The organism is Serratia sp. HRI, assembly GCF_010119335.3.
Lineage (GTDB): Bacteria > Pseudomonadota > Gammaproteobacteria > Enterobacterales > Enterobacteriaceae > Serratia > Serratia nevei.
Map to the genome: position 1 here is coordinate 899155 of NZ_CP083690.1, position 26949 is coordinate 926103.

Here is a 26949-nt window from a genome sequence, read left to right on the forward strand (position 1 = left end):
GGATGGACGGATGGACAGCAAAAGCATGGTGGTGAACTGTGTGGCGTACAAAGCCGGCCAACGGCTGGGCGAAGTGACCATCGACGATATCAGCGAGGTGGTCAAACAGCCGGACACCTTCGTCTGGCTGGGGCTCCGGCAGCCGGAACCGGCGTTTATGCGCAAGGTGCAGGAGGAGTTCGGCCTGCACGATCTGGCGATCGAAGACGCGCTGTGCGCGCACCAGCGGCCGAAGCTGGAGACCTACGGCGATTCGCTGTTCATCGTGGTCAAAACCGCGCAGTGGGGCGAGCACGACGAAATCGAATACGGTGAAACCCACTTCTTCGTCGGCAAAAACTTTCTGGTGACGGTGCGCCACGGCGCCTCGCCCAGCTACGCGCCGATCCGCGCCAAGGCGGAAGAGAACCGCAAGCAGATGTGCCGCGGGCCGGGCTTTGCCCTCTATTCGGTGTTGGACTTCGTGGTGGACAACTACCGCAGCGTGGTGGCGCGCTTCGAGAGCACCATCGAGAATATCGAAGCCAACATGTTCCAGTCGGAGTTCGATCAGGCGGCGATCGAGAACGTCTATACCCTGCGCCGCCATCTGCTGGCGCTGCGCAACGCCGCGCTGCCGATGGATGAAATATGCAACCAGCTGATCCGCCTGCACGAAGAGGTGATCCCAAAAGAGCTGCGCGCCTATGTGCGCGACGTGCAGGATCACGCGCATCAGGTGGTCAGCAATATCGACGACATGCGTGAAATGCTGACCAACGCCATGCACGTCAACCTGGCGCTGGTGACGGTCAAGCAGAACGAAGTGGTGAAACGGTTGGCGGGCTGGGGGGCGATTTTGGCCATTCCGACGGTGGTCTTCAGCCTGTATGGCATGAACTTCGCCGACATGCCGGAGCTGAAGTTCCCGTGGGCCTACCACGCCACGCTGGGGGTGACCGCCGTCGGCTGCATTTTCCTGTATCAGAAGCTGAAGAAATCGGGCTGGCTGTAAGCGCCAAAACGGTGGCTGTTTCCGCCGGAAAAAGCCCCCTGCGGGGCAGCCCGCCCCGCCGCTTCAATACAGCATCGGCCGCCGATCGCGATGCACGTGATTGTGGCGGCCGATGTGCTTGTCATCGGCTGCGCCGATATCCATCGATGCCAGCACCATGCCTTCGCCCGCCAAACTCTGCGTCAACGGGTAACCGTCGGCGTCGACGATCACCGAGCCGCCGATCCACGCAACGCCGCGCTCCGTTTCGCAACGATCGCACACCGCGATGAACAGCCGATTGACGGCGGCGTTGGCCTGCGCCTTCACCATCTCCGCCGGCCGTTCGCCCTGCGGGCGCGGCGCCAGCGGCCAGTTGACCGGCGCGCACAGCAGCTGAGCGCCGGCCAGCGCCGGCAGCCGCACCCACTCAGGGAATTCGAGATCGTAACAGATCATCACCGCCAACCGGCCGAAGCGGGTCTCGATGACCGGCGGCGGCCGATCGCCGGCGGTAAAAATGGTGCTCTCTTCGTGCCACAGGTGCGCTTTGCGATAAATCGCCCTCACCCCCTGCGCATCGATCAATGCCGCGCTGTTGGCCACCTCGCCATCGAGCAGGCGTTCGCAGAAACCGGCGACGATCGCCACATCCAACTCGCGCGCCAGGCCCCGCCACAGGCTGAGGCTAGGCCCGTCTTCGGCCTCGGCCAACGCCCGCGCCTCCGCCTTATCGCGCAGCACGTAGCCGCTGTTCACCAGCTCCGGCAACACGATGACGTTGGCGCCGCGCTGCGCCGCCCGGCGGATCGCCTGGGCGGACAGCGCCCGGTTATGTTCCGCTTCCCCTACCCGCAACGCTAACTGGCAGCATGCGACGCTGATTTTTTCCTTCACTCCCGTTCTCCTTCCAATAAACCCTCGCAGCACAACGCCACCCGCCGTTCGGCTTCAAGATCGAGCTTCCGGCACATCACGACATACACGCTCCCGGCCACCAGCAGGCCGACCAGAAAAGCGATATCCGCGCCGCCCAGTAAAACAGCAAAGGGGCCGGTGTAAAAGCCCAACGTCATGAACGGCACCATCGCCAGCAGGCCGATCGCGTAGGCCGTCAGGCCGGAGCGCCCCCAGCGGCCGTAGATCCCCGCCGGGTTGAAGATTTCACCGATCGCGTAATGCCCACCGCGCACCACGTAAAAGTCCATCAGATTTACCGCCGTCCAGGGCACCAGGAAATACAGCATCAGCAGTACGAAGGTGTTGAAGCTGGCGAGATAGCTCGCCGGGATAGCCAACGCAACCGCAAACACCGTCAGGGCGACAACGCCAATGCCGGTCATGCGTAATCCCAACGTCGGCGTCACTTTACAGAACGCGTCGATCGCGCTGAGGCTGGTCAGCATTGCGCCATAACAGTTGACCGCCATGATGCCGACCAGCGAGGGCACGGCGATCAGCACGGCCAGCGTGCCAAACCCCGGATAGACGGCATTACCCACTGCCTGTACGCTGCCGATCGCATCGGGGGCCGGTAAGGCTGAGGCCAGAAATGCGCCCAGCGACATCAGCCAAAGCGCCGATCCGGCCGCCCCCAGATAAGTCCAAAAGATCACGTTGGCAGACGGCGTTTCCTGCGGCAAATAGCGTGAGTAGTCGGAGACGTACACCGCGTAGCTGATTTGATAACCGGCGGCGGCCGACAGCTGAATCAAAAAGGCCGCCCACGAGAAATGCCCGGCGCCGACGGCGGCGTCCATCCGCAGCGACAACACGGCGCCGATCGTCAGCACGCCGAACACCGCCATCATCACATAGGTCAGCCAGCGCTGCACCGCATGCAGCATATCGTGGCCGACGATCGCCAACAGCACGGCCACCGCGATCAGCAACGCATACCAGGGCAGACGGTGGCCCGGCAACACCGTGTTGATCGCATCGGTCGCGAGAATAACGTTGAACACGTTGAAGCCGATGTAAACAAACACCACGGCGGCAAAGGGAACGATGGCCCCACGCAGGCCGAATTGGGCCCGCGACTGGATCATCTGCGGCAGCCCCATGCGCGGCCCTTGGTTGGCATGGCACGCCATGAAGAACGTGCCGAACCCTACGCCGGCGGCAATGGCCAGCATCGAATAAAGCGCACCCAGCCCCAGCGCCGGGCCGGTGAAACCGACCACCATCGTCGTCAAAACGAAATTGCCGGTGAACCAAAACGGCGCCTGATGCCAAACCTTGCCATGCCGCTCGTGACGGGGCACATAGTCTATCGAGCGCACTTCAATTTTTGGGCGTGACGCCACATTGCGATTGTTCATGTTCCACCTCGTCGCGGTCATTAGCCTCGTCGTCTCAGCGCTCGGTTTGCGGTTGCAGCTGCGCTGCCGGGCGGCTCAACAGGCTGCCCAACACGAAGGCGACGCCGCCGCCCAGCAGGCCGCCGTAGATTGGGCTGTTGGCGTCGATGCCGTGCCAGGCCATCAGCCCCACCACGCACAGGCTGCCGGTCAGCATGCTGGCAATGGCGCCGGCACTGGTGGCGCGCGGCCAGAAGATCGCCCCCACCAGCGGGATCAGCATGCCGCCCACCAGCAGGTTGTAAGCCAGCGTCAGCGCCGCCAGCACGTCGCGTACCACAAACGCCAGCCCCAGCATGGCCATGCCCATGAGAAGCGTGGTGAAGCGCCCGGCCGCCAACCCGCCGGAAGGTTTGCGCCGGATGGCCGGCAATACGTCCTCCAGCGCGATGGTGGAAGAGGCCAGCAGGCAGGCGCTGGCGGTGGACATCAGCGCCGCCAACGCCGCGGCGGCCACCAGCCCGCTGACGCCGACCGGCAACACCGCCTGCGCAATGGCGGCAAAGGCGCCGTCGGTGTTGCTGAGCGACGGCAGCACGATCTTGCCGGCCATGCCGATCAGCGCACCGGTCACGCCGTACAGCACGCAATAGACGCCCGCCCCCAGCCCAGCGAAGCGCGCCACATTGGCGCTGCGGGCGGTAAACACCCGCTGCCAGATGTCCTGGCCGATCAGAATGCCGAAGAAGTAGATCAGGAAGAACACCAGAATGGTGTCCAACCCGATCGACGACAGCCGGTAGTAACCGGCGGGCAGCAGGCTGGTGAAGGCGTCCCAGCCGCCGGCCTTGACGATGCTCATCGGCATCAGCACCAGCATCATGCCAACGGTCATGATGATGAACTGAATGATGTCGGTCAGCGTCAGCGACCACATCCCCCCCAGCGTCGAATACAGCACCACCAGCCCGCCGCCGAGCAGGATAGACGCGCTGAACGACAGGCCGAACATCACCTGCATCACGCTGCCGATGGCGATGATCGAGGTCACCGCCACCATCAGGTCATACGCCAGCATGATCGCGCCGCTGGTGACCCGCGCGGCCGGGTGATAGCGCCGCGACAGCACCTGGCTGACGGTATACAGCTTCAGCTTGAGCAGCGGCTTGGCCAGCACCAGGCTCAGCACCACGATGCCCAGCCCGAGCGCGCCGCACAGCCAGACGCCGGAGATGCCGTAGGTATAGCCGAGTTTGACGCTGCCGATGGTCGACGCGCCGCCGAGCACCACCGCCGACAGCGTGCCCAAATACAGCCCCGGCCCCAGATTGCGCCCGGCGACCAGATACGCCTCTTTGGAATTGGCGCGGCGAATGCCCATCCACCCCACCGCGCCTATCACCAGAAAGTAAAACACCACGACCAGCAGATCGAGATTCATGGGTACCTCCACTCCGTTGTTATTGTTATCAGGGGCCCCGACGCAACCGCTCCGCCGGTAGGGTCAGCGCACCGGCCTCAGCGGGCCGGCAGCACGCACAACATTTCAAACAGCAGGTTGGCGGCCAGCAGCGCCGTGTTGCCGGAGCGATCGTAAGGTGGCGACACCTCCACCACGTCGCCGCCCACCAGGTTCAGCCCATGGCAGCCGCGCACGATTTCCAGCCCCTGCCAGACCGACAGCCCGCCGACTTCCGGCGTGCCGGTGCCCGGTGCGAAGGCCGGATCCAGTCCGTCGATATCGAAGCTGAGGTAAACCGGCGCATCGCCCATCTGTTCGCGGATCTCCGCCATCAGCGGCGTCAGCGATCGGTGCCAGCAGGCCTCGGCCGGCACCACGCGGAAGCCCTGGCGGCGTGACCAGTCGAAGTCGTCCGCCGCATAGCCGCTGCCGCGCAGGCCAATCTGCACCACTTTTTCGGGTGCCAGCAGCCCCTCCTCGAACGCGCGGCGGAAGGTGGTGCCGTGCGCCAGCTGTTCGCCGAACATCTCCTCGTTGGTGTCGGAATGCGCATCGACGTGGATCAGCCCGACCGGGCCATGCCGACGGGCGACGGCGCGCAGCACCGGCAGCGTCAGCGTGTGGTCGCCGCCGAGCGTCAACGGCATGCAGCCGTGCGCCAGGATCTCGTGGTAAGCCGCCTCGATGCGCTGCACGCTGTCCGCCAGGCTGTAAGGGTTGATGGCGACATCCCCCAGATCGGCCACCTGCAGCCGTTCGAACGGGGCGGAGCCGGTGCCCATGTTGTAAGGGCGGATCATCACCGACTCCTGGCGGATCTGGCGCGGGCCATAGCGGGTGCCGCTGCGGTTGGAGGTACCGATATCCAGCGGAATGCCGACAAAGGCGGCATCCAGACCGTGCGCCTGATCGGCTGCGGGCAGGCGCATCATGGTGGGAATACCGGCAAAGCGCGGCATGTCGTTACCGCTTTGGGGTTGGTTCAGCATGGCGTTTCCTTGTCTTGATCTGCGATGAATTGAAACATTTGAGCAACATTCGCAGACTACCCCGTTGGCCATCCCGGCTACCATTCCCGCTTTTGCATGTAAACATCGAAAAACGCGATGCAACTAACTTATTGAAGTATTGATTTTTATTTCCACCTCATGCCATAAAGAAGGCCATATCTTCAGCGCCGCCCCTATTTCTTCGATGTTAAAAATGGGTTAACCGGCCGACGTTCTGCGGAGGGGGAATGCTCACCAACCTAAGCGATATCGATCTGAAACTGCTGCGGGTGTTCGTCGCGGTGGCAGAAGCCCAGGGCGTCAGCGCCGCGCAGGAAACGCTGCTGATGAACCAATCCACCATCAGCACCCACCTGGCCTCGCTGGAAACCCGGCTGGGTTTTCGCCTGTGCCAACGCGGCCGCTCCGGCTTCCGGCTGACGCCCAAGGGCGAACGCATGCTGATCGCCTGCCGCTCGCTGTTCAACGCCGCCCGCGACTTCACCCGGGTCAGCCAGTCGCTGAACGGCCTGCTGACCGGCGATCTGCAGATCGGTCTGGTGGATAATCTGGTTTCGCTGCCGGGCAACCCGTTCAGCCAGGCCATCAAACACTTCCAGCGCCGACATCAGGACGTGCAATTGCAGTGCCGCATCTGTTCACCGAACGAGATTGAGCAGGGGCTGCTGCACCGGCAGCTCGATCTGGGCATCGGCTACTTCGGCCAACAGTTGGAGGCGTTGCGTTATCAGCCATGGCTGGAGGAGACGCAGGCGATCTACTGCAGTGCGGATCACCCGCTGTTCGCGGTGGAAGAACCGGAGCGCGAGCAGATTGAAAACGCGCGCTGGGTCAAGCGCGGCTACCTGCTGGCGCAGCAGCTGTGCCCGATCGCGCCGCCTCACCTGGCTGCGGTAGCCCATCATATGGAAAGCGTCGCCCATCTGGTGCTGAGCGGCTCCTGTCTCGGCTACCTGCCCACCCACTACGCGGCGCGCTGGGTGGAACAGGGGCTGCTGCGGCAGCTGGGCGGCGCGGCGCTCTCTTACCGCGCCACGCTCAGCCTGGTCAGCCGCCCTGTCCAGCCCGACGAGGCGTTGAACGCGCTGCTGGAGGATTTGGCGCGCGCCGCACGCCAATCACCTCATCGCTGAGAGGCCAGCGCCCGATTCATGGCAAACAGCGTGCCGGTTAAAGACAGGATGAGGAGCCCGATGATGGCCCAGGCAAAAGAGGCCGCTCCGCCCTTGTCGAGCAGCATGCCGCCGATCGCGCCACCGGCGGCCACGGCGGTATTCCAGCCCGTCGTATACATGGACTGCGCCACGTCGGCCGCGCGGCCGGAAAGGCGTGACAATGCCGTCTGCGTGAGGGTGGCAAAGCCACCGAAAGCCACGCCCCACAATGCGACGGAGAGATAGACCATCGGGGCTATCCTTCCCCCACTTGCCAGCAACACGGCGGCGAGGGCAAAGATGACGATACTCATCACCGTAAGAGATTGGACTCGCCGATCGACCAGCATCCCGGCGACGCCCAATCCGGCAATCGCCCCCAGCCCAAAGATAAACAGCACGATATCGACCCGCTCGGATAATCCCGACGGCGTGAGGAAAGGCTCCAGGTAGATATACAGAATGTTGTGGGCAACGATGAAGGTGAACACCACGAACAGCACGGCGCGGATCCCGCATTGCAAGAATACGCCGCTCAGAGACGGGCGATGCGCCTTAGCCTGGCCGGGGAAATCCGGCACGATGGCGATGATCCACACCACGAGCATCACCGCCATCAACGTCATCAGGCCAAAGGCGCCCTGCCAGCCGATGGCTCGGCCAAGCAACGTGCCGAGCGGTACGCCGAGCACCAGCGCCAGGGTGGCGCCGGCGCCGGAGATCGCAATAGCGCGGCCGCCAAGATGGGCCGGTGACATGCGCACGGCGTAACCGGCCAGCAAGGACCAAACGATGCCGCCGAAAACGCCGGCGAAGAAACGCGTCGCCAATGAGACGTGGTAATCATGCGACAGCGTCGTGACGAGGTTGACGATGGCAAAACCGCAGATCGCACTCAAGAGCAAGGGGCGGCGCCGCATGCCCTGCGTCAATGCGGTGAGCGGAATGGCGGCGACCAACGCCCCCACCGCATAGGCGGTGATGAACTGCCCCGCCAGGCTTTCAGACACCTTCAAATCGCCCGCGATCGAAGAAAGCACGCCCGCCGGCATGATCTCGGTCAACAGCGTGATGAAAGCGGCCATCGCCAACGCCAGCAGGCCCCCCAGCGGCAACCGTTCGCTGCTCCCGGCAGGCGCAGATATCGTCGTTTGATTCATCAATCACTCCCCATTCAAAGATGTTTCCGCCCATTGCGGATGACGTTTGCATCATGCTGCCCACTCGCCGATAAAAGAAAAACAGGCTAAAGTGAACAACACTCATGACGTAAAGGTCATCAATAGAATGGAAGCCTATGGAAAGCTTGGGTTCTCTCGACGTTTTCGTGCGGGTCAGTGAAAGCCGCAGCTTCACGGCGGCCGGGCAACAGCTGGGGATCTCCGCGTCGGCGGTCAGCAAAACCATCGCCCGGCTGGAGGAACGGCTCAGCGTGCGGTTGTTTCACCGCTCCACCCGCACGGTCAACCTGACGCCGGAAGGCGCCTTGTTCCTGGAAAGGTGCCGACGCATTTTGAGCGAGGTGAAAGACGCGGAAGCCGAACTGTTGCAAACGCGGGGAACGCCCCAGGGTAAGCTGCGCATCAGTCTCCCGTCGCTGGGCACGCTTTTCATGCCAAAACTGGGGGACTTCAAGCGCCGCTATCCTGAGATCGAGCTGGATATTGATTATTCGGATCGGTTGGTTGACGTGATTGAGGAAGGTTTCGATGCCGTTATCCGCAGCGGAACCCCGAGCGATTCACGGCTGGTTGCCCGCCGGTTGGGCACCTGCCGCAAGGTTTTCGTTGGCGCGCCGGGCTATTTCAACAAAGCGGGTATGCCGAGCAAGCCCGAGGATCTGACAAGCCATGCCCGTTTGCATTATCGCTTTCCCAGCACCGGCAAACTGGATGTCTGGCCGCTGGGGGACAAGACGGAGATGCTCCCCGAACGGCCGGCCAGCATGGTGACAAATACCCTCGATCCGCAGGTGTGCTTCGCGGAACAAGGGCTCGGCATCGCTTATTTGCCGGAGATCGCCGTGCGCAGACAGCTGGAACAGGGCAGCCTGGTGACGGTTCTGGATGAATACGACCGCGAGAACATGGTTTTTCATGTCCTCTGGCCGTCGGGCCGCCACCTGTCTGCCAAAATCAGGCTGTTCGTCGACTTTGTGACGAGCCACCTTTTCCCGCTTTAAACGACGTATGCTGCCTTAACTGACCGGCATGCGCGCCGGATCGGGATACTGGTACTCAAAACCCAGCTCGTTGCAGATGCGGTTGCCGTCCACCAGCCGCTCATCCTGCTCCGCTTCGTCGGCGAACTGCGGCGGCTCCAGGTGCAGCTGCTCGGCCAGCGCCGGATAAAATTCGCGTTTGGCCGGATGACGCGGCGCGCACAGGTTGTACACGTGACCGCCCTTCGGCAGCTTCAGCAACAGCTGGATGGCGGCGATGACGTCGTCCTGGTGCACCAGATTCACCCCCTGCGCCCCCCCCTTCACATCGAGCTTGCCCGCCAGGAAACGGCCGGGGTGACGATCGACGCCCACCAGTCCCGCCAGCCGCAGAATGTCCACCGAGGTGTTCGGCAATTCATGCAGCCAGCGCTCCAGCTCGGCCAGCACCCGGCCCGACGGCGAGACCGGCCGCAGCGGCGACTCTTCGCGCAGCGTGCCGGCGGTTTCGCCATACACCGAGGTGGAACTGGTAAAGATTACCCGCGGCACGCCGAAGGCCATCGCGCTGTCCACCAGCATGCGCACCGCATTGAAATAGTTCTCGCTGCCTTCGACGGTGCGGCGTGCGGGCAACGTCACCACCAGCGCATCCACGCGCAGCAGCGATTCCAGATCGTCCGGATCGCACACCAGCTCCGGCGTCAGCTCCAGTTGATAGCATTCGATGCCACTCATGCGCGCGGCCTCGACGCCGTCCGGCGTGGTTTTGCTGCCGACCACGTCATACCCGCGGCCCATCAGCGCTAACGCCAACGGCATGCCCAGCCAACCCAAACCAATAATGGCTACCTTTTTCATCCTCTTCCTCTCCTGAAGATCGCAGCGCCCTACCCCTAAGGCTACGCCACTGCGCACAGCGATACAATCTGCCCGGCTTAAGGTTAGGTAAAGCCGTCTGCGGCTAATAACCTAACCTGTTTCAATAAATTAAATTTATGACGTTAAAAAAGGGTTGCGTGGTGGACAGCGGATAGTTTAGCTTAATTGGCATACGGTTTTTACCGGCTTTTGATTAGAGAAAAACACCATGACACGCGTTCAGTTCAACCACCATCATCACCATCACCCTGACTAGTCTTTCAGGCGATGAGTGCTGGAAGACGGTTTGTTAATCTTCCAGTGGCGCGCAGAACGCAAGAGAGAGCCCTCGGAAGATTTCTTCCGAGGGTTTTTTTTTGGCTCCGGACGGACAGAAAAGAATAGTTTTTACAATAAATTCATAAAATTACAGATTAAACAGAGGTTACCATGCTGGACAAGACACGTTTACGGATCGCAATGCAGAAGTCGGGCCGCCTGAGCGATGAATCCCAGGAGCTGCTGGCGCGCTGCGGCATCAAGATCAACCTGCAGCAGCAGCGCCTGATCGCCTTCGCGGAAAACATGCCGATCGATATCCTGCGCGTGCGCGACGACGACATTCCGGGCCTGGTGATGGACGGCGTGGTCGATCTGGGCATCATCGGCGAAAACGTGCTGGAAGAAGAGCTGCTCAGCCGCCGCGCTCAGGGCGAAGACCCGCGCTACTTCACCCTGCGCCGCCTCGATTTCGGCGGCTGCCGCCTGTCGCTGGCCACCCCGCTCGACGCCGAATATACCGGCCCGCAAAGCCTGCAGGACGCCCGCATCGCCACGTCTTACCCGCACCTGCTGAAGCAATACCTCGACAAGCAGGGCGTGCGCTTTAAATCTTGCCTGCTGAACGGCTCGGTGGAAGTGGCGCCGCGCGCCGGCCTGGCCGACGCCATCTGCGATCTGGTCTCTACCGGCGCCACGCTGGAGGCCAACGGCCTGCGCGAAGTGGAAGTGATCTACCGCTCCAAGGCCTGCCTGATTCAGCGCGACGGCGAAATGCCGGAAGCCAAGCAGCAGCTGATCGACCGCCTGATGACCCGCATTCAGGGCGTGATCCAGGCGCGTGAATCCAAATACATCATGCTGCACGCGCCGAGCGAGAAGCTGGACGAGATCGTCGCGCTGCTGCCGGGCGCCGAGCGCCCGACCATTCTGCCGCTGGCCGGCGCGCAGAACCGCGTGGCGATGCACATGGTGAGCAGCGAAACCCTGTTCTGGGAAACCATGGAAAAACTGAAAGCGCTCGGCGCCAGCTCGATTCTGGTGCTGCCGATTGAAAAGATGATGGAGTAACGCCATGTCGACCTTCAACACGCCGATCGATTGGGCAACGTGCAGCGCCGAACGCCAGGCCGAGCTGCTGATGCGCCCGGCAATCGCCGCTTCCGACAGCATCACCCGCACGGTGAGCGAGATCCTCGACAACGTGAAGGCCAACGGCGATCGGGCGCTGCGCGATTACAGCGCCCGTTTCGACAAGGCGGACGTCGCCGCGCTGCGCGTCAGCGCCGAGCAGATCGCCGCCGCCTGCGCCCGACTGGGCGATGACATCAAACAGGCGATGGCGGTGGCCGTCGCCAACGTGGACACCTTCCACAACGCGCAGCGACTGCCGCCGGTGGACGTCGAAACGCAGCCGGGCGTGCGCTGCCAGCAGGTGACCCGCCCAATCGACTCGGTGGGCCTGTATATTCCCGGTGGGTCGGCGCCGCTGTTCTCCACCGTGCTGATGCTGGCGACGCCGGCGCGCATCGCCGGTTGCCGCCGGGTGGTGCTGTGCTCGCCGCCGCCGATCGCCGATGAGATCCTGTATGCGGCGCAGCTGTGCGGCGTGCAGGAAGTGTTTCAGGTCGGGGGCGCGCAGGCGATCGCCGCCCTGGCGTTCGGCACCGAAAGCGTGCCGCGCGTGGCGAAAATCTTCGGACCGGGCAACGCCTTCGTGACCGAAGCCAAGCGGCAGGTCAGCCAGCGTCTCGACGGCGCGGCCATCGACATGCCGGCCGGGCCTTCGGAGGTGCTGGTGATCGCCGACGCCGGCGCCACCCCGGCGTTCGTCGCTTCCGATCTGCTGTCGCAGGCCGAACACGGCCCGGATTCGCAGGTGATCCTGCTGACGCCGGACGCGGCAATGGCGCAGGCAGTGGCCGAAGCGGTGGAAAGCCAGCTGGCCGAGCTGCCGCGCGCCGAGACCGCCCGCCAGGCGCTGGCGAGCAGCCGCCTGATCGTAGCGCGCGATCTGCCTGAGTGCATGGCCATCAGCAACCGCTACGGCCCGGAGCACCTGATCATTCAGACCCGCAATGCGCGCGAGCTGGTAGACGGCATCACCAGCGCCGGTTCGGTGTTCCTCGGCGACTGGTCGCCGGAGTCCGCCGGCGATTACGCCTCCGGCACCAACCACGTGCTGCCGACCTACGGCTACACCGCCACCTGCTCCAGCCTGGGGCTGGCCGATTTCCAAAAACGCATGACGGTGCAGGAGCTGACGCCGCAGGGCTTCAGCAACCTGGCCGCCACCATCGAGACCCTGGCTGCCGCCGAGCAGCTGATCGCCCACAAGAACGCCGTGACCCTGCGCGTCGCCGCCCTGAAGGAGCAAGCATGAGCATCGAAAAACTGGCGCGCGCCAACGTTCGCGAGCTGACCCCTTATCAATCGGCGCGCCGCCTCGGCGGTAAGGGCGACGTGTGGCTCAACGCCAACGAATACCCGATCGCGCCCGAGTTCCAGCTGACCGCGCAGACCTTCAACCGCTATCCGGAGTGCCAGCCGGCGTTGGTGATCGAACGCTACGCCGCCTACGCCGGGGTGAAGAAAGAGCAGGTGTTGGTCAGCCGCGGCGCCGATGAAGGCATCGAGCTGCTGCTCCGCGCCTTCTGCGAGCCGGGCAAAGACGCCATTCTGTTCTGCCCGCCGACCTACGGCATGTACGCCGTCAGCGCCGAAACCTTCGGCGTGGAGCGCCGCACCGTAGCCGCCAAAGAGGACTGGCAGCTGGATCTGCCGGCCATCGCAGACAGCATGGACAACGTGAAGCTGATCTACGTCTGCAGCCCGAACAACCCGACCGGCAACCTGATCGATCCGGACTCTCTGCGCAGCCTGCTGGAGCTTGCCAAAGGCAAGGCGATCGTCGCGGTGGACGAAGCCTATATCGAGTTTTGCCCGCAGGCCTCCGTGGCCGGGTGGCTGAGCGACTATCCGCACCTGGCTATCCTGCGCACGCTGTCGAAGGCCTTCGCGCTGGCCGGCCTGCGCTGCGGCTTTACGCTCGCCAATGAAGATCTGATCGCCCTGCTGCTGAAAGTGATCGCGCCTTACCCGCTTTCGACGCCGGTGGCGGATATCGCCGCACAGGCGCTGAGCGAAGAAGGTATCCGCACCATGCGCCAGCGCGTCACCGACATTGCCGCCACCCGCAGCTGGCTGCAGCAACAGCTGGAAAAATGCGCCTGCGTCGAGCAGGTTTTCGCCAGCGACAGCAATTACCTGCTGGCCCGCTTCACCGCCTCAAGTAATGTGTTTAAAAGCTTGTGGGATCAGGGCATTATCTTACGAGACCAAAACAAACAGCCCGGGTTGTCCGGCTGCCTGCGCATCACCATAGGCACCCGCGACGAATGTCAACGCGTGGTGGACGCCTTGTCCGCCCTGCCCGGCGCCAACCAGACTCGCCAGGAGCCAATGTGAGCCAAAAAATCCTCTTTATCGATCGTGACGGCACGCTGATCGCCGAGCCACCGGAAGATTTCCAGGTTGACCGCCTGGACAAGCTGGCGCTCGAGCCGGACGTGATCCCTTCCCTGCTGGCGCTGCAACAGGCGGGGTATCAGCTGGTGATGATCACCAATCAGGATGGGCTCGGCACCGCCAGTTTCCCGCAGGAAACCTTCGATCCGCCGCACAACCTGATGATGCAGATCCTCAGCTCGCAGGGCATTCAGTTCGCCGATGTGCTGATCTGCCCGCACCTGCCGGCGGACAACTGCGACTGCCGCAAGCCGAAAACCGCGCTGGTGAAGGGTTACCTCGAACCCGGCGTGCTGAATGCCGCCCACAGCTACGTGATCGGCGATCGGCCGACCGACGTGCAGCTGGCAGAAAACATGGGCATCCAGGGGCTGCGCTACCAGCGCGGCGTGCTGGGCTGGAAAGAGATCGTGCGCCAGCTGACCCTGCGCGATCGCCACGCGCGGGTTAATCGCGTGACCAAAGAGACGCAGATCGACGTCAACGTCTGGCTGGATCGAGAAGGCGGCAGCAAGATCAAAACCGGCGTCGGCTTCTTCGATCACATGCTGGATCAGATCGCCACCCACGGCGGCTTCCGCATGGAGATCGACGTCAAAGGCGATCTGTATATCGACGATCACCACACGGTGGAAGACACCGGCCTGGCGCTGGGTGAAGCGCTGAACAAGGCGCTGGGCGACAAGCGCGGCATCGCCCGCTTCGGCTTCGTGTTGCCGATGGACGAATGCCTGGCGCGCTGCGCGCTGGATATCTCCGGCCGCCCGCACCTGGAGTACAAGGCCGAGTTCAACTATCAGCGCGTCGGCGATCTCAGCACCGAAATGGTCGAGCACTTCTTCCGTTCGCTCTCCTATACCATGGGCTGCACGCTGCACCTGAAGACCAAGGGCAAAAACGACCACCACCGGGTCGAGAGCCTGTTCAAAGTGTTTGGCCGCACGCTGCGCCAGGCGATCCGCGTCGAGGGCAATACCCTGCCGAGCTCGAAAGGAGTGCTGTGATGAACGTGGTGATTTTGGATACCGGCTGCGCCAACCTGGCCTCCGTCACCTACGCGGTGCGGCGCCTGGGCTATCAGCCGGAGGTGAGCCGCGATCCGGAGATCGTGCTGCGCGCCGACAAGCTGTTCCTGCCGGGCGTCGGCACCGCACAGGCGGCGATGGATCAACTGCGCGAGCGCGATCTGATCGAACTGATCAAGGCCTGCACGCAGCCGGTGCTGGGCATCTGCCTCGGCATGCAGCTGCTGGCGGCCAGCAGCGAAGAGAACGGCGGCGTGACCACGCTCGGCCTCATCGATACGCCGGTCAAGCAGATGACCGACTTCGGCCTGCCGCTGCCGCACATGGGCTGGAACCAGGTGTCCGCGCAGGCGGGCCACCATCTGTTCCGCGGCATCGATGACGGCGCCTACTTCTATTTCGTTCACAGCTATGCGATGCCGATATGCCCCAGCACCATCGCCCAGGCGAACTACGGCGAGCCCTTCACCGCCGCCGTGCAAAAAGACAACTTCTTCGGCGTGCAGTTTCATCCAGAACGTTCTGGAGCGGCCGGCGCGCAACTGTTGAAAAACTTTCTGGAGATGTAGGCAGCATGATTATTCCGGCTTTGGATTTGATCGACGGCAACGTGGTGCGTTTGCATCAGGGCGATTACGGCCAACAGCGCGACTACGGCAACGATCCGCTGTTACGCCTGCAGGATTATCAACGGCAAGGTGCACAGGTGCTGCACCTGGTCGATTTGACCGGCGCCAAGGATCCGGCGGCGCGCCAGATCCCGCTGCTGCGCAAGCTGCTGGCGGGGGTTGACGTGCCGGTGCAGGTCGGCGGCGGCATCCGCAACGAGCAGGACGTCAGCGCCCTGCTGGAGGCCGGCGCCACGCGCGTGGTGATCGGCTCCACCGCGGTGAAACAGCCGCAGTTGGTGCAGAGCTGGTTCGAGCGCTACGGCGCCGACGCGCTGGTGCTGGCGCTGGACGTGCGCATCGACGCGCAGGGCGTGAAACGCGTGGCCATCAGCGGCTGGCAGGAGGATTCCGACGCCACGCTGGAACAGGTGGTGGAGCAGTTCCTGCCCTACGGGCTGAAGCACGTGCTGTGCACCGACATTTCGCGCGACGGTACGCTGGCCGGGTCCAACGTGGCGCTGTATCAGGCGATCGGCCGCCGTTATCCGCAGGTGGCCTTTCAGGCCTCGGGCGGCATCGGCAATCTGGACGACATCGCCCAGCTGCGCGGCAGCGGCGTTGCCGGCGTGATCGTGGGGCGCGCCCTGCTGGAAGGTAAATTTAGCGTTGAGGAGGCGATCGCATGCTGGCAAAACGGATAATCCCGTGCCTGGATGTTAAAGACGGGCAAGTGGTAAAAGGCGTGCAGTTCCGCAACCACGAAATCATCGGCGACATCGTGCCGCTAGCGCAGCGCTATGCGCAAGAAGGTGCGGACGAGCTGGTGTTTTACGATATCACCGCCTCGAGCGACGGCCGGGTGGTGGACAAAAGCTGGGTATCGCGCGTGGCGGAGGTGATTGATATTCCGTTCTGCGTCGCCGGCGGCATTAAAAGCGCCGAGGACGCCAGCCAGATCCTGTCTTTCGGCGCCGACAAGATTTCAATCAACTCGCCGGCGCTGGCCGATCCTGAGCTGATTAGCCGCCTGGCGGAGCGCTTTGGCGTGCAGTGCATCGTGGTAGGCATCGACACCTGGTTCGACAGTGAAACCGGCAAGTATCACGTCAACCAATATACCGGCGATGAAAGCCGCACCCGCATCACCCAGTGGGAAACCCTCGACTGGGTACAGGAAGTGCAGCGCCGCGGCGCCGGTGAGATCGTGCTGAACATGATGAACCAGGACGGCGTGCGCAACGGTTACGATCTGCAGCAGCTGCGCCGGGTGCGCGAGGCCTGCAAGGTGCCGCTGATCGCCTCCGGCGGCGCGGGCACCATGGAGCACTTCCTGGAAGCGTTCCGCGATGCGGACGTCGACGGCGCGCTGGCGGCGTCAGTGTTCCACAAACAAATCATCAATATCGGCGAACTGAAAAGGTTCCTGGTTGAACAAGGCGTGGAGATTCGCGTGTGCTGACAGAACAACAGAGCAACCAGCTGGACTGGGAAAAAACCGACGGCCTGATGCCGGCCATCGTGCAGCACGCCGTTTCCGGCGAAGTGCTGATGCTGGGTTACATGACGCCGGAAGCGCTGGCTACCACCGAGCAGAGCGGTAACGTCACCTTTTTCTCACGCACCAAGCAGCGCCTGTGGACCAAGGGTGAAAGCTCCGGCCACTTCCTCAAAGTGGTCAGCATCACGCCGGACTGCGATAACGACACGCTGCTGGTATTGGCCAACCCGATCGGCCCGACCTGCCACCTCGGCAACAGCAGTTGCTTCCACCCGGCCGCCAGCGACTGGACGTTCCTCTATCAGCTGGAGCAGCTGTTGGCGGAGCGCAAGCACGCCAGCCCGGACAGCTCGTACACCGCCAGCCTGTACGCCAGCGGCACCAAGCGCATCGCGCAGAAGGTCGGGGAGGAAGGCGTGGAAACCGCGCTGGCCGCCACGGTCAACGATCGCGAAGAGCTGACCAACGAAGCTTCTGACCTGATCTATCACCTGCTGGTGCTGCTGCAGGACCAGGAGCTGGATCTGAGCGCGGTGATCGGCCGGCTGCGCGAGCGGCATCAGAAATAATGCACACAGGCTTCCCTGATAATGGGAAGCCTTATATTCGGCTGTTTACTAGCGCGAGAATTTCCTCTGTTTTTCGCTCCATTAAGTCGCGGTTACCCCGCGATTCAACGTTGAGACGGAGCAAAGGTTCCGTGTTTGACGCTCGCAAATTGAACCGCCAGTCGGTAAAGATCATGCTGATCCCATCCGTCTTATCAACCTCTAAGGCCTGATCTCGATAATGGCGCTCGATCATATCGAGTGCGGGTGTCGCAGGAACTCGGACGATGTTAATCTCACCGGAAGAAGGATAGGCGCGGATACGTTCCGCAACCAACTGTTCCAACGAGCGATCTTTCAGAGACATGATCTCGGCGACCATTAACCAGGGGATCATACCGCTATCACAGTAATAGAAGTCGCGGAAATAGTGGTGGGCACTCATCTCGCCACCATAGATCGCATCTTCAGCTCGCATTCGTTCTTTGATGAAAGCGTGCCCGGTTTTCGACATCACAGGAATACCGCCAGCTTTCTCAACGATCTCAACGGTATTCCAACTCAATCGCGGATCGTGAACGACCTTCTCTCCTGTCCGCTTGGCTAGAAACGCCTCAGCCAACAAACCGACTATATAGTAGCCTTCGATAAAATGGCCTTTACTATCAAACAGAAAACAGCGATCAGCATCGCCATCGAAGGCGATCCCCATATCCGCGCCATGGTGCAATATCGCCTCCATCGTGTCTTGACGGCGCTCGGGTAAAAGCGGATTAGGAACCCCTCGCGGAAAATTGCCATCGGGCTCATGTTGAATCTTGATGAATTCCAACGGTACCTTATGCTGCTGAAAACGGAGTTCAATAGCGTCTATGACCCGCCCGGCAGTACCATGCCCCGAGTTCACCAACAGCTTCAGCGGTTTGAAATGCGCCAAGTCAACAAAAGATAAAATATGGTCGACATAACTGTCCAGAGTATCGGTTTGTCGATAGCTACCGCGAGAATGCTCAACGTGCGTAAACGTTTCTTTTTCCGCTAACGCCTTGATTTCCTTAAGCCCTGAATCACTGCTGATCGGCCGTGCATCTTTGCACACCAATTTCATACCGTTATAATCTTCAGGATTATGGCTGCCCGTGACTTCTATACCACCATCGGCGGCCAAAAAAGCGGTAGCAAAATAGAGTTCCTCAGCCCCACTCACTCCGATGTCAATCACGTTGGCTCCAGCGTCCCGCAAGCCTTTAGCCAAGGATTGTTTGAGGCTTTCACTGCTCAAACGGGCATCATTGCCCAAAACTACGGCTTTAGGATGCAAATATTCACCAAAGGCCCTGCCAATTCGATAAGCGATTTCATCATTCAGCTCATCCCCCAATTGGCCACGAATGTCGTAAGCCTTAAAACAAGTCAACTCAGTCATGTCACATTCTTCTGTTATTTGTACCTTTACACTCTGTTGTCTTCCTAGAGCTTAATGCGATGGGGTCGCAATTACTGGTACGGCCTTCCTTACATTTATCACTATCTCGCTTATGTGGGAATCTTTGGTATGGGTTCGTGCCCGAAATTTTTACACACGTATCAAAACGGCAGTTTTCGCGCCTTCAGCTCACCTACCAGCTGTTTGACGTCTTGCACTGCTTCACGAGCAGCAACCAATAGCGCATCGTCAGTTTGTATTATAACCAGGTTGTTTATTCCTAGCGTGGCGACCAGTTTATTACCTGAGGAAACATAGTTATTCAATGAGTTAATCGCGATAACATTGCCACGATGGACATTACCTTGAGCATCTTTTTCGGTCAAATCCCATAGAGTTCCCCAAGAGCCAACATCACTCCAACCTATATCAACCGGCATCACAACTGCATCAGCAGTATTCTCCATCACTGCATAATCGATAGACTCACAGGGGCAACGGAGAAACGTTTCTTCGTCAATGTGGATGAAGTTGAGTTCAAGTCGACTGGTTTGCATCGCAAAAAGTGACTTTTGAAAAATATCCGGACGAAATCGGTTCAGTTCACACAAATACTTCTTAGCTGTAAACATAAACATGCCGCTATTCCAGCAGTAATCGCCACTTTCTAGGTATGCTTGCGCTTTCTGATAGCCCGGTTTCTCGACAAAACGCTCGACGTTAAAACAGTAAGAGGAGAGCGGCGTTCCACGCTTGATGTATCCGTAGCCCGTTTCGGGGTGCTGGGGAATGATACCAAAAGTCACCAGACGGTCGCACAGTGAAAACTCGATAGCCTTGTTCAATGCATCATGAAAAGCGCCCAATTGGGTAATCAGGTGATCGGCAGCCAACACCAACAACATACCATCCGGTTCGTTTTGTAGAACATGCTGAGCAGCCAAAGCGACCGCGGGTGCCGTATTACGCCCGGCTGGCTCCAAAATGATGCGCGAGTCCAAACAATCGATCTCTTGCAGTTGTTCCGCCACCAAAAAACGGTGCTCTTCATTGCAAATGACAATCGGTGCCGCGATCTTAACCCCTTGTAACCCATCTAAGCGCAACAGCGTTTGCTGCAGCAGGCTATGCTTGCTACCGTCAAGCGTAAGAAATTGCTTGGGGAATGCTTCTCTTGATAAAGGCCATAGGCGGCTGCCGTTCCCACCGGCCAGAATGACAGGGATTAAGTTCACCATAAACCAGGATTACCCCAGAAACAGATGCATTGCGCATAGTAATCAGGCTAAGCACCCCAATACCTATTGCTAGCTGATTGCCGAAAATTAAGATTTTCCTTATCCTTTACAATGAAAATCAGACCCCATTATGGACTTAATAGCCCATAAAAATTTAGCGACCTATGTTTAAAACACCACCCCGAGCCTCCCATATTTACAAACAATCAAAAAGACAAAAAACCAAATAAATCAAAGCAAAGCGATTAGCAAAAGCACGGCTGAAATGGGTTAAAAAAGTGAGAAAACATGACTAGGAATTATATTAGCAAAGATAAGTATTTCGGCAAGCTCAATCAAAAAAAACACCTTCACCAACTCAAATAATACGATACAGCTCTTATTATGAAAAAATAAAAATTAAGAATAGTGCCAGATTAGGGGTAAGGGATCGTGCATACCAGCGTAGAGAAGGCGTTATGCATATTTTTCGATGTTTTGGCAAAAAAAAGCCGCCTGGCGGCGGCTTTTCAGAAACGAGAAGGGATTACTCCATCCATTCGGTATGGAACACGCCTTCCTTGTCGATACGTTTATAGGTGTGCGCACCGAAGTAATCGCGCTGCGCCTGGATCAGGTTCGCCGGCAGCACCGCGGAGCGGTAGCTGTCGTAGTAGGCGATCGCAGCAGAGAAGGTCGGCGTTGGGATACCGTTCTGCACGGCATAAGCCACCACGTCACGCAGCGCCTGCTGGTATTCGTCGGCGATTTGCTTGAAGTACGGCGCCAGCAGCAGGTTGGCGATATCGGCGTCCGCCGCATACGCGTCGGTGATCTTCTGCAGGAACTGGGCGCGGATGATGCAGCCGGCGCGGAAGATCTTGGCGATTTCGCCATAGTGCAGATCCCAGTTATTTTCTTTAGACGCAGCTTTCAGCTGAGAGAAGCCCTGCGCGTAGGACACGATCTTGCCCAGATACAGCGCGCGACGCACTTTCTCGATGAATTCGGCTTTGTCGCCGGTGAACGGCGCCACTTTCGGGCCGGTCAGCACTTTAGAGGCGGCAACGCGCTGATCTTTCAGCGAGGACAGGTAGCGTGCAAACACCGATTCGGTGATCAGCGACAGCGGTTCGCCCAGATCCAGCGAGCTCTGGCTGGTCCACTTGCCGGTGCCTTTGTTGGCGGCTTCGTCCAGGATCACATCGACCAGGTATTTACCCTCTTCGTCTTTCTTGGTGAAGATGTCTTTGGTGATGTCGATCAGGTAGCTGTTCAGCTCACCCTTGTTCCACTCGGCGAAGGTTTCGGCCAGCTGCTCGTTGCTCAGGTTCAGCGCCTGCTTCAGCAGAGAATAGGCTTCGGCAATCAGCTGCATGTCGCCGTATTCGATGCCGTTGTGCACCATCTTCACATAGTGGCCGGCACCGTCAGCGCCGATGTAGGTCACGCAAGGCTCACCCTCCGCAACCGCAGCGATTTTCTCCAGGATCGGCGCCACCAGCTCGTAAGCTTCTTTCTGGCCGCCAGGCATGATGGAAGGCCCTTTCAGCGCGCCCTCTTCACCGCCGGAAACGCCGGTGCCGATGAAGTTGAAGCCCTGGTCGGACAGTTCGCGGTTACGACGGATGGTGTCCTGATAGTAGGTGTTGCCGCCGTCGATCAGGATATCGCCCTTGTCCAGGTGCGGAGTCAGCGAGGCAATGGTTTTATCCGTCGCTTCGCCCGCTTTCACCATCAGCAGGATGCGGCGCGGTTTTTCCAGCGATTCAACAAACTCTTCAACGGTGTAATACGGCGCCAGATTTTTGCCCGGGTTCTCAGCGATCACTTCGTCAGTCTTGTCGCCAGAACGGTTGAAAATGGAAACGGTGTAACCACGGCTCTCGATGTTAAGCGCGAGGTTGCGGCCCATTACCGCCATGCCGACAACGCCGATTTGTTGCTTGGACATTTAGGAACTCCTGTCTGAGGATGACCCTGTTGGCAACGTGGACCAACAGGTTTTGTGATGTGGCACACATGTTAACTCAGGATTGAGCCGGGTGGGTAGTGATTGGTGCGATAGACAAACCGCGGGAACGCTTCTTCACCACTTTATGAGAGAATCCCCCCCAACTCCTCTCTGGATTATCCAATAAAATTCAGTTAACCCTTTTATTTCAATGTATTAATACCTTACACCATAAAAGTAAGATTTATCGACAATTTAGGTTTTCCTGATTGCGCGATTTCCCATGACTGCTAAAATTGACGGCTTAATTAATGCAATGCGCTTCTGTCCAAGGGGCGAGGACATGCCAGCATTGATATTGTATTGAATTGGAGAATGTAGTGTCCGAGCATCAAGCCATTAACCATACTCCTGCGACCGTCGATGAGCATGTTAACAGTCAGAAAATCGCAGCAGTAATAGTCTCTTATCATCCGGAATTGGGTAACCTCACTACCTTAATCAAAGAACTTAAGCGTCAACAGGTTTCCAGCGTTCTCGTTGATAATGGTTCACTAGAAGCATCCGCCGTCGAATCGCTTTCCGAGCTCGCCACCGTCGTGCGTTTGCCGGAAAACGTCGGTATCGCCAAAGCGCAGAATATCGGCATTGAGTACGCTCGCGAGAAACATTGTGCCCAACTGATCGTTTTTTTCGATCAAGACAGCCACATTGACGAACACTTTATGACCGGGTTGCTCAAAGATTATGCCCAGATCTCAGCCACCGAGAGGCTCGCGGCTATAGGTCCGATCTTTACCGATTCGCGCTACGGTTTCCACTATCCATTGATCCGCGTGAACAAACTAGGCTGGCGCAGCAAAGTACGCCCGCAATTCCAAGACGCGCCTTTTGAAGTCAGCATGATCATCTCTTCTGGCTCATTGATCCCCGTCGCGGTCTTGAGTGATGTGGGGGATATGGATGAGTCGTTGTTCATTGACTACGTGGATACCGAATGGTGCCTGCGCGCCATCGCCAAAGGTTACAAAGTTTATGCGGCGACCTCGGCCAAGATGTCGCACGCTATCGGTGACAAGGCAATCAAAGTACTGGCTTGGCATGTGCCGGTGCACTCGGCTTTCCGCAGATACTACCGATTGCGCAACGGGCTGTTGCTGGCAAGGATGAAACACATCCCACCATTGATAAAAGTACGTGAAAACGTTTTTAATGCCATCCATCAAGTATTGTTGATTGCTACGCAACCGAATAAAAAAACGCATCTGGCAACCTGGTGCCGTGCGGTTAAAGACGGAATTAGCTCAAAATGAGTGCAGTTGAACATAAAGTGCCCGTTGTCGCGTCCATAGTACTGTACCAACACAAGCAAGAGGACATTCAACCCACTATCGACTCTCTGTTAGCCGAGCCGCTGGTAGAAACCATCGTGTTAGTTGACAATGCAGGTAGCGAATGGGCGAGCCAGTTAAACAATCCGAGAATTGCTTATATCAAGTCGGATTTCAATGGCGGTTATGGCCATGGACACAATCAAGCCATGAGTAAGTATCTGAGCAAATGCAAATATTTTATTATCTGCAATCCAGATATCGAGTTTAGTGCAGGCACGGTGAAAAATTTGTATAACTTTGCGGAAAGCGGCAATCACCGATTCATCGCGCCCAAGATTGTTTACCCGAACGGCGAAGCTCAGCGCGTCTGCCGTTTATTGCCGACTCCCGCTCATCTGTTCTTGCGCAGATTCATGCCTTTTTTATCCAAGTATCTCGATGAGAACTATGAGTTGCAAGATGCCGATTACAACAAGAACTTCTTTGCACCGACAATTTCCGGCTGCTTTATGTTCGTAGAGTCGCGTTTGTTGCAGCAATTACAGGGTTTTGATTCACGTTACTTTATGTATCTTGAAGATGTCGACCTCTGCCGTAAAGTGCTTCAATATGAAAAACCTATGTTTTGTTCCGAAGCGACGGTGACACATGCCTTTGCCAAAGGCTCATACAAGAACCTGAAGTTAATGGGCTACCACATTCGATCGGCAATTACGTATTTCAATAAATGGGGTTGGTTTTTTGACGCAGAACGCAGAGGCGTAAATAAAACATGCATGAAACAACTGCCACGGCTGGGAAAACAGGTGAGGGAGAATAAAAATGGGTAATAATGGAATACTGAGGCACTTACCACTCGCCGGTTTCGGTATTGTTTGCCTGATATGCATTATTTTGCTTCCCGTGAATGGGGTAAGTAAAAGCTTTGCCATTGCTGCGGTTGCAAACTTTGTCTTCTTCACCTATTTCTTCAAAAATATTTACAATCCGGCTTCGATCTTCATGAGTATGTTCTTATTCATGATTGGTTGCAGCCAGGCGAAATTGACACTGATTGAGCAAGACGATTTCAGTCACTCAACATGGATGGCTTTGTTCGCCGTTATCGCCTGTTTTTACATGGTGGTTGCCACCTTTGTGCTGCGACGAGGACGCATCACGCTTAATCGTGAAACAAACGTTCGCTCTGGAATCGCCGCGCGTACCCTCTTCTGGTCCAATGTCATCTGCATCGTGACCGAAGTGTTTATTTATTGGTATGCTATCCATAAAATTGGCGGCATTCCTTTATTTGACGACAATATTCGCGCGAACATTATGCCCAAAGTAATCAGCAATTATTTGATGACGCTGATGGTCCTTCCCACTTTCTTTATCATTTTCAATACCATTTACGTTACTGAATCGAGAAAATACGGATATCTTATTTTCAGTTGCGCATACTTAAGCCTACTGATGTTGTTAGGGGGAAGAATAAATATCTTCATCCCTGTCATTACCAGTTTATTCTATGTACTCATTCAATATTATGTTGCAAAAGAAAATAAATCAGCGCTATTGATTACCGGCATAGTCACGTTGTTCTCCGTCGTTCTGTTGATGGTGAGTATGCCATTGGTTCGCACCCAAATATATGTACAGAACCATCAGTCGTCGACAGAGGAAAAGGCACAGACCGGCACGCATTATTATGAGGCCATTTATAACAGCCCAAATACAAACACTCAGGAACATAGAGAGGAAAAAGATTTTAAACCTACGATGAAGCTGCCTCCGCAGATGATGTCAATCTGGATTAACCTGAGTACCGAGATGCATGCATTCAACAAAATGGTCATTTATTTGGATAAAACCCATGACTTCAGAGATGGGCGCATGTTGATGACCGGGACTTTCCGTTTCGCGACCAAAAGTTTCATGCCGGATGAAACGCTGGATTTGGTAAAAATGGGAGGATATGACTGGATAAACATCATGACATTTATGCAGAAACCATACATGGACTTTGGCGTCTATGGCATTGGTGGTTTTATTCTGATATTCACCTGGATCGGGATGACACTGTATCAACGGGTGCAGCAGAGAAAAACCCTCATTAATACCCTGCTCTACAGTTACTTCTGCATGGCCATGCTATTCATGATTTTTGATAACCATTTCTATTATTCAACCGTTATCGTCAACATTATCCTGTTGTTATTGTTCAAAGCCTTTATGAGCCGGGATTGGTTGGCAAAACTCAAACTAACTAAACAATCTACTGAGCTAAAGGCCGCGGTTCATGATTAAATATCTGAACCAACCGTTAGTTAAAAACTATGTTTCACTGCTGTTAGTACAGGGGGGGAATTTTATATTCCCTCTACTGGTATTTCCTCTTGTGGGTCGGAACATCGGTGTCAGTGAGTTTGGCAACATTCTATTCTGCTATATGGTTGCCTTCTATTTTTCCATTTTTGTCGATTACGGCTTTAACTTTTCGGCGGTCCGAAGAGTCTCAAAAATGGAAGATCACCACGGCATAGGTGAAAGCTTCTATAGCATTACGTGCTCCAAAATTATGCTGGCCACCTGCTCACTCGTCGTGATGACGTTGATGACTCTAAGCTGGGATAAACTGAATCCTCTCAGCGACTATATGCTACTTTCGTCTTTGTTAATCGTAGCATCTATGTTGTCCCCTTATTGGCTATTGCAGGGTGTAGGGAAAACGGCCGCGGGCGCGCTGATCACCTTATTCGCCCGAATTTTCACTTTGGTGGTCTTCCTCTGCTTCCCCATCACGCCCTATAGCGCCGTTCTGCTATTAGTACTGCCCAACTGTCTAGCTGCGCTTATTATGTTGCTTTGGGTTTTCTCACGGTATCACATTGGCCAACCGCGATTTTCTTTGCCCAATGTTACAGCGAATCTAAAAGAAGGCTGGCCGGTATTTGTCGCCAACTCAATCACCATGGTGTATTCAGCCAGTAATACGATTCTTTTAGGCATCATTTCCGGGCCGCTAGCCGCCGGGCTATATGGCGCAGCGGAGAGGTTGGTTCGCTCCGGTCTGGCCGTCATGGCGCCACTATGTCAGGCTGCCTACCCTATCATTTGCAGCTGTCGTGCTGAGCAAACAGCTAAACGAAATAAGATCATTAAGCTAGTTTTAGCCGCCAGCTTCGTACTCGGTATTAGCGCCTTCTCGATACTGAATCTGTTTTCTACATCGATTATCACCTTGCTTTTTGGTGAAAAATTCGTTTCCGCTGCCCCCATACTGGCGGTGTTGTCCATTATGTTATTGGTCATTCCACCTGCCATCGTATTGGCTCAACTGTACTTGTTGGCGAACAACCACGATAAAGTATTGCAGAGAATTTATATTTTCTGTTCAGCAACCCACTGCTTGCATATCTATTTCACGACAACGCTGTTTGGTGCACTGGGCGCTTCTTACTCATTAGTCTTCACCGAGCTCTTGGCCACGCTCTTGATTCTTTATATGAGCATGAGAATATTCAAAAGAGAAAATTTGATCGGCTGCGTTTCTTGATAGACAAGCTAGAAAAAAGGCGAACATTCTTTAGATGCTCGCCTTTTTCTTTATCCAGTAGGGAAAAAAA

Annotated in this window: 25 protein-coding genes and 1 other annotated feature; of the genes, 16 read left to right on the forward strand and 9 right to left on the reverse strand. The window is 57.6% G+C overall.

The window, feature by feature from the left end:
* The first annotated feature begins 10 nt into the window (after positions 1 to 10).
* Entirely contained in the window at positions 11 to 994 is a 984-nt protein-coding gene (locus GF111_RS04420; RefSeq protein WP_055312326.1) for a magnesium and cobalt transport protein CorA, read from the forward strand.
* A gap of 63 nt (positions 995 to 1057) precedes the next feature.
* On the opposite strand, the gene GF111_RS04425 is transcribed toward GF111_RS04420, so the two are convergent.
* The 4 genes from GF111_RS04425 to speB form a co-directional block, all read right to left on the reverse strand.
* Entirely contained in the window at positions 1058 to 1870 is an 813-nt protein-coding gene (locus tag GF111_RS04425; protein WP_147191076.1) for a nitrilase-related carbon-nitrogen hydrolase, read from the reverse strand.
* Entirely contained in the window at positions 1867 to 3294 is a 1428-nt protein-coding gene (locus GF111_RS04430) for a cytosine permease (protein WP_147191073.1), read from the reverse strand. The genes GF111_RS04425 and GF111_RS04430 overlap by 4 nt, the downstream gene beginning before the upstream one ends.
* A gap of 34 nt (positions 3295 to 3328) precedes the next feature.
* Positions 3329 to 4714, reverse strand: a complete 1386-nt coding sequence (locus tag GF111_RS04435) for a sodium:solute symporter (protein ID WP_055312324.1) — start codon at positions 4712 to 4714, stop codon at positions 3329 to 3331.
* Between the two features lie 77 nt (positions 4715 to 4791).
* The gene (gene speB / locus GF111_RS04440; protein ID WP_033637774.1) at positions 4792 to 5724 is read right to left on the reverse strand and encodes an agmatinase; all 933 of its coding nucleotides are present in this window, start codon (positions 5722 to 5724) and stop codon (positions 4792 to 4794) included.
* A gap of 248 nt (positions 5725 to 5972) precedes the next feature.
* On the opposite strand from speB, the gene GF111_RS04445 reads away from it, so the two are divergent.
* Positions 5973 to 6878, forward strand: coding sequence for a LysR family transcriptional regulator (locus GF111_RS04445; RefSeq protein WP_047728053.1), 906 nt, complete (start codon positions 5973 to 5975; stop codon positions 6876 to 6878).
* Here GF111_RS04445 and GF111_RS04450 read toward each other — a convergent pair.
* Positions 6869 to 8059: an MFS transporter gene (locus GF111_RS04450; RefSeq protein WP_147191071.1), complete on the reverse strand. Its 1191-nt coding sequence runs from the start codon at positions 8057 to 8059 to the stop codon at positions 6869 to 6871. The genes GF111_RS04445 and GF111_RS04450 overlap by 10 nt on opposite strands.
* 137 nt (positions 8060 to 8196) lie before the next feature.
* Here GF111_RS04450 and GF111_RS04455 point away from each other — a divergent pair, with 137 nt between their 5' ends.
* On the forward strand, positions 8197 to 9081 hold the full coding sequence (locus tag GF111_RS04455; RefSeq protein WP_055312322.1) for a LysR family transcriptional regulator: 885 nt from the start codon (positions 8197 to 8199) through the stop codon (positions 9079 to 9081).
* Positions 9082 to 9096: 15 nt separating this feature from the next.
* Here the strand turns inward: GF111_RS04455 and GF111_RS04460 are convergent, their stop codons facing one another.
* The gene (locus GF111_RS04460) at positions 9097 to 9921 is read right to left on the reverse strand and encodes an SDR family oxidoreductase (protein ID WP_038881095.1); all 825 of its coding nucleotides are present in this window, start codon (positions 9919 to 9921) and stop codon (positions 9097 to 9099) included.
* Positions 9922 to 10150: 229 nt separating this feature from the next.
* Here GF111_RS04460 and hisL point away from each other — a divergent pair, with 229 nt between their 5' ends.
* From hisL to hisIE, 9 genes are all read left to right on the forward strand, one after another.
* A complete protein-coding gene (hisL, locus tag GF111_RS04465) occupies positions 10151 to 10198 on the forward strand; it encodes a his operon leader peptide (protein ID WP_100396937.1) in 48 nt (15 codons plus the stop codon).
* Positions 10174 to 10300, forward strand: a sequence feature (His leader region). Its footprint overlaps the gene before it by 25 nt.
* A 71-nt stretch (positions 10301 to 10371) precedes the next feature.
* Positions 10372 to 11271, forward strand: coding sequence for an ATP phosphoribosyltransferase (gene hisG / locus GF111_RS04470; protein ID WP_004938793.1), 900 nt, complete (start codon positions 10372 to 10374; stop codon positions 11269 to 11271).
* 4 nt (positions 11272 to 11275) lie between these two features.
* A complete protein-coding gene (hisD, locus tag GF111_RS04475; protein ID WP_147191499.1) occupies positions 11276 to 12583 on the forward strand; it encodes a histidinol dehydrogenase in 1308 nt (435 codons plus the stop codon).
* On the forward strand, positions 12580 to 13668 hold the full coding sequence (gene hisC / locus GF111_RS04480) for a histidinol-phosphate transaminase (RefSeq protein ID WP_147191497.1): 1089 nt from the start codon (positions 12580 to 12582) through the stop codon (positions 13666 to 13668). The genes hisD and hisC overlap by 4 nt, the downstream gene beginning before the upstream one ends.
* On the forward strand, positions 13665 to 14732 hold the full coding sequence (gene hisB / locus GF111_RS04485; protein WP_033637767.1) for a bifunctional histidinol-phosphatase/imidazoleglycerol-phosphate dehydratase HisB: 1068 nt from the start codon (positions 13665 to 13667) through the stop codon (positions 14730 to 14732). The genes hisC and hisB overlap by 4 nt, the downstream gene beginning before the upstream one ends.
* Complete coding sequence (gene hisH / locus GF111_RS04490; protein WP_033637766.1) at positions 14732 to 15322, forward strand: imidazole glycerol phosphate synthase subunit HisH; 591 nt, start codon at positions 14732 to 14734, stop codon at positions 15320 to 15322. The genes hisB and hisH overlap by 1 nt, the downstream gene beginning before the upstream one ends.
* A 5-nt stretch (positions 15323 to 15327) precedes the next feature.
* Positions 15328 to 16065 (forward strand): 1-(5-phosphoribosyl)-5-[(5-phosphoribosylamino)methylideneamino]imidazole-4-carboxamide isomerase, encoded by a 738-nt coding sequence (gene hisA / locus GF111_RS04495; RefSeq protein ID WP_047728071.1) that lies wholly within the window; start codon positions 15328 to 15330, stop codon positions 16063 to 16065.
* On the forward strand, positions 16047 to 16823 hold the full coding sequence (gene hisF, locus GF111_RS04500) for an imidazole glycerol phosphate synthase subunit HisF (protein ID WP_033637764.1): 777 nt from the start codon (positions 16047 to 16049) through the stop codon (positions 16821 to 16823). Before hisA ends, hisF begins: the two co-directional genes overlap by 19 nt.
* Positions 16817 to 17431, forward strand: a complete 615-nt coding sequence (hisIE, locus tag GF111_RS04505; protein ID WP_038881080.1) for a bifunctional phosphoribosyl-AMP cyclohydrolase/phosphoribosyl-ATP diphosphatase HisIE — start codon at positions 16817 to 16819, stop codon at positions 17429 to 17431. Before hisF ends, hisIE begins: the two co-directional genes overlap by 7 nt.
* 31 nt (positions 17432 to 17462) lie before the next feature.
* Here the strand turns inward: hisIE and GF111_RS04510 are convergent, their stop codons facing one another.
* The 3 genes from GF111_RS04510 to gndA all read right to left on the reverse strand — a co-directional run bounded on the left by GF111_RS04510 (position 17463) and on the right by gndA (position 22007).
* The gene (locus GF111_RS04510; protein ID WP_047728075.1) at positions 17463 to 18836 is read right to left on the reverse strand and encodes a phosphomannomutase/phosphoglucomutase; all 1374 of its coding nucleotides are present in this window, start codon (positions 18834 to 18836) and stop codon (positions 17463 to 17465) included.
* A gap of 161 nt (positions 18837 to 18997) precedes the next feature.
* Positions 18998 to 20074 (reverse strand): mannose-1-phosphate guanylyltransferase/mannose-6-phosphate isomerase, encoded by a 1077-nt coding sequence (locus GF111_RS04515; RefSeq protein WP_053056823.1) that lies wholly within the window; start codon positions 20072 to 20074, stop codon positions 18998 to 19000.
* A gap of 526 nt (positions 20075 to 20600) precedes the next feature.
* Positions 20601 to 22007 (reverse strand): NADP-dependent phosphogluconate dehydrogenase, encoded by a 1407-nt coding sequence (gene gndA, locus GF111_RS04520; RefSeq protein WP_004938815.1) that lies wholly within the window; start codon positions 22005 to 22007, stop codon positions 20601 to 20603.
* A gap of 380 nt (positions 22008 to 22387) precedes the next feature.
* Between gndA and GF111_RS04525 the strand changes: the two genes are divergently transcribed.
* The 4 genes from GF111_RS04525 to GF111_RS04540 are packed head-to-tail and all read left to right on the forward strand — an operon-like array spanning position 22388 to position 26879.
* Entirely contained in the window at positions 22388 to 23320 is a 933-nt protein-coding gene (locus GF111_RS04525; protein ID WP_049193286.1) for a glycosyltransferase family 2 protein, read from the forward strand.
* Positions 23317 to 24171: a glycosyltransferase gene (locus GF111_RS04530; RefSeq protein ID WP_047728082.1), complete on the forward strand. Its 855-nt coding sequence runs from the start codon at positions 23317 to 23319 to the stop codon at positions 24169 to 24171. Before GF111_RS04525 ends, GF111_RS04530 begins: the two co-directional genes overlap by 4 nt.
* Complete coding sequence (locus GF111_RS04535) at positions 24164 to 25630, forward strand: O-antigen polymerase (RefSeq protein WP_047728083.1); 1467 nt, start codon at positions 24164 to 24166, stop codon at positions 25628 to 25630. Before GF111_RS04530 ends, GF111_RS04535 begins: the two co-directional genes overlap by 8 nt.
* Positions 25623 to 26879, forward strand: coding sequence for an oligosaccharide flippase family protein (locus tag GF111_RS04540; RefSeq protein ID WP_047728086.1), 1257 nt, complete (start codon positions 25623 to 25625; stop codon positions 26877 to 26879). Before GF111_RS04535 ends, GF111_RS04540 begins: the two co-directional genes overlap by 8 nt.
* The last annotated feature ends 70 nt before the right edge of the window (positions 26880 to 26949 follow it).

Bases quoted from the DNA above. Each gene is read 5' to 3' on its own strand.
- GF111_RS04510 (WP_047728075.1), bottom strand. From the start codon at position 18,836: ATGACTGAGTTGACTTGTTTTAAGGCTTACGACATTCGTGGCCAATTG.
- GF111_RS04540 (WP_047728086.1), top strand. From the start codon at position 25,623: ATGATTAAATATCTGAACCAACCGTTAGTTAAAAACTATGTTTCACTG.
- GF111_RS04435 (WP_055312324.1), bottom strand. From the start codon at position 4,714: ATGAATCTCGATCTGCTGGTCGTGGTGTTTTACTTTCTGGTGATAGGC.
- hisA (WP_047728071.1), top strand. From the start codon at position 15,328: ATGATTATTCCGGCTTTGGATTTGATCGACGGCAACGTGGTGCGTTTG.
- hisG (WP_004938793.1), top strand. From the start codon at position 10,372: ATGCTGGACAAGACACGTTTACGGATCGCAATGCAGAAGTCGGGCCGC.
- gndA (WP_004938815.1), bottom strand. From the start codon at position 22,007: ATGTCCAAGCAACAAATCGGCGTTGTCGGCATGGCGGTAATGGGCCGC.
- GF111_RS04445 (WP_047728053.1), top strand. From the start codon at position 5,973: ATGCTCACCAACCTAAGCGATATCGATCTGAAACTGCTGCGGGTGTTC.
- GF111_RS04430 (WP_147191073.1), bottom strand. From the start codon at position 3,294: ATGAACAATCGCAATGTGGCGTCACGCCCAAAAATTGAAGTGCGCTCG.
- hisD (WP_147191499.1), top strand. From the start codon at position 11,276: ATGTCGACCTTCAACACGCCGATCGATTGGGCAACGTGCAGCGCCGAA.
- GF111_RS04530 (WP_047728082.1), top strand. From the start codon at position 23,317: ATGAGTGCAGTTGAACATAAAGTGCCCGTTGTCGCGTCCATAGTACTG.
- GF111_RS04460 (WP_038881095.1), bottom strand. From the start codon at position 9,921: ATGAAAAAGGTAGCCATTATTGGTTTGGGTTGGCTGGGCATGCCGTTG.
- speB (WP_033637774.1), bottom strand. From the start codon at position 5,724: ATGCTGAACCAACCCCAAAGCGGTAACGACATGCCGCGCTTTGCCGGT.
- hisH (WP_033637766.1), top strand. From the start codon at position 14,732: ATGAACGTGGTGATTTTGGATACCGGCTGCGCCAACCTGGCCTCCGTC.
- GF111_RS04515 (WP_053056823.1), bottom strand. From the start codon at position 20,074: ATGGTGAACTTAATCCCTGTCATTCTGGCCGGTGGGAACGGCAGCCGC.
- hisF (WP_033637764.1), top strand. From the start codon at position 16,047: ATGCTGGCAAAACGGATAATCCCGTGCCTGGATGTTAAAGACGGGCAA.
- GF111_RS04455 (WP_055312322.1), top strand. From the start codon at position 8,197: ATGGAAAGCTTGGGTTCTCTCGACGTTTTCGTGCGGGTCAGTGAAAGC.
- GF111_RS04450 (WP_147191071.1), bottom strand. From the start codon at position 8,059: ATGAATCAAACGACGATATCTGCGCCTGCCGGGAGCAGCGAACGGTTG.
- GF111_RS04535 (WP_047728083.1), top strand. From the start codon at position 24,164: ATGGGTAATAATGGAATACTGAGGCACTTACCACTCGCCGGTTTCGGT.
- GF111_RS04420 (WP_055312326.1), top strand. From the start codon at position 11: ATGGACAGCAAAAGCATGGTGGTGAACTGTGTGGCGTACAAAGCCGGC.
- hisC (WP_147191497.1), top strand. From the start codon at position 12,580: ATGAGCATCGAAAAACTGGCGCGCGCCAACGTTCGCGAGCTGACCCCT.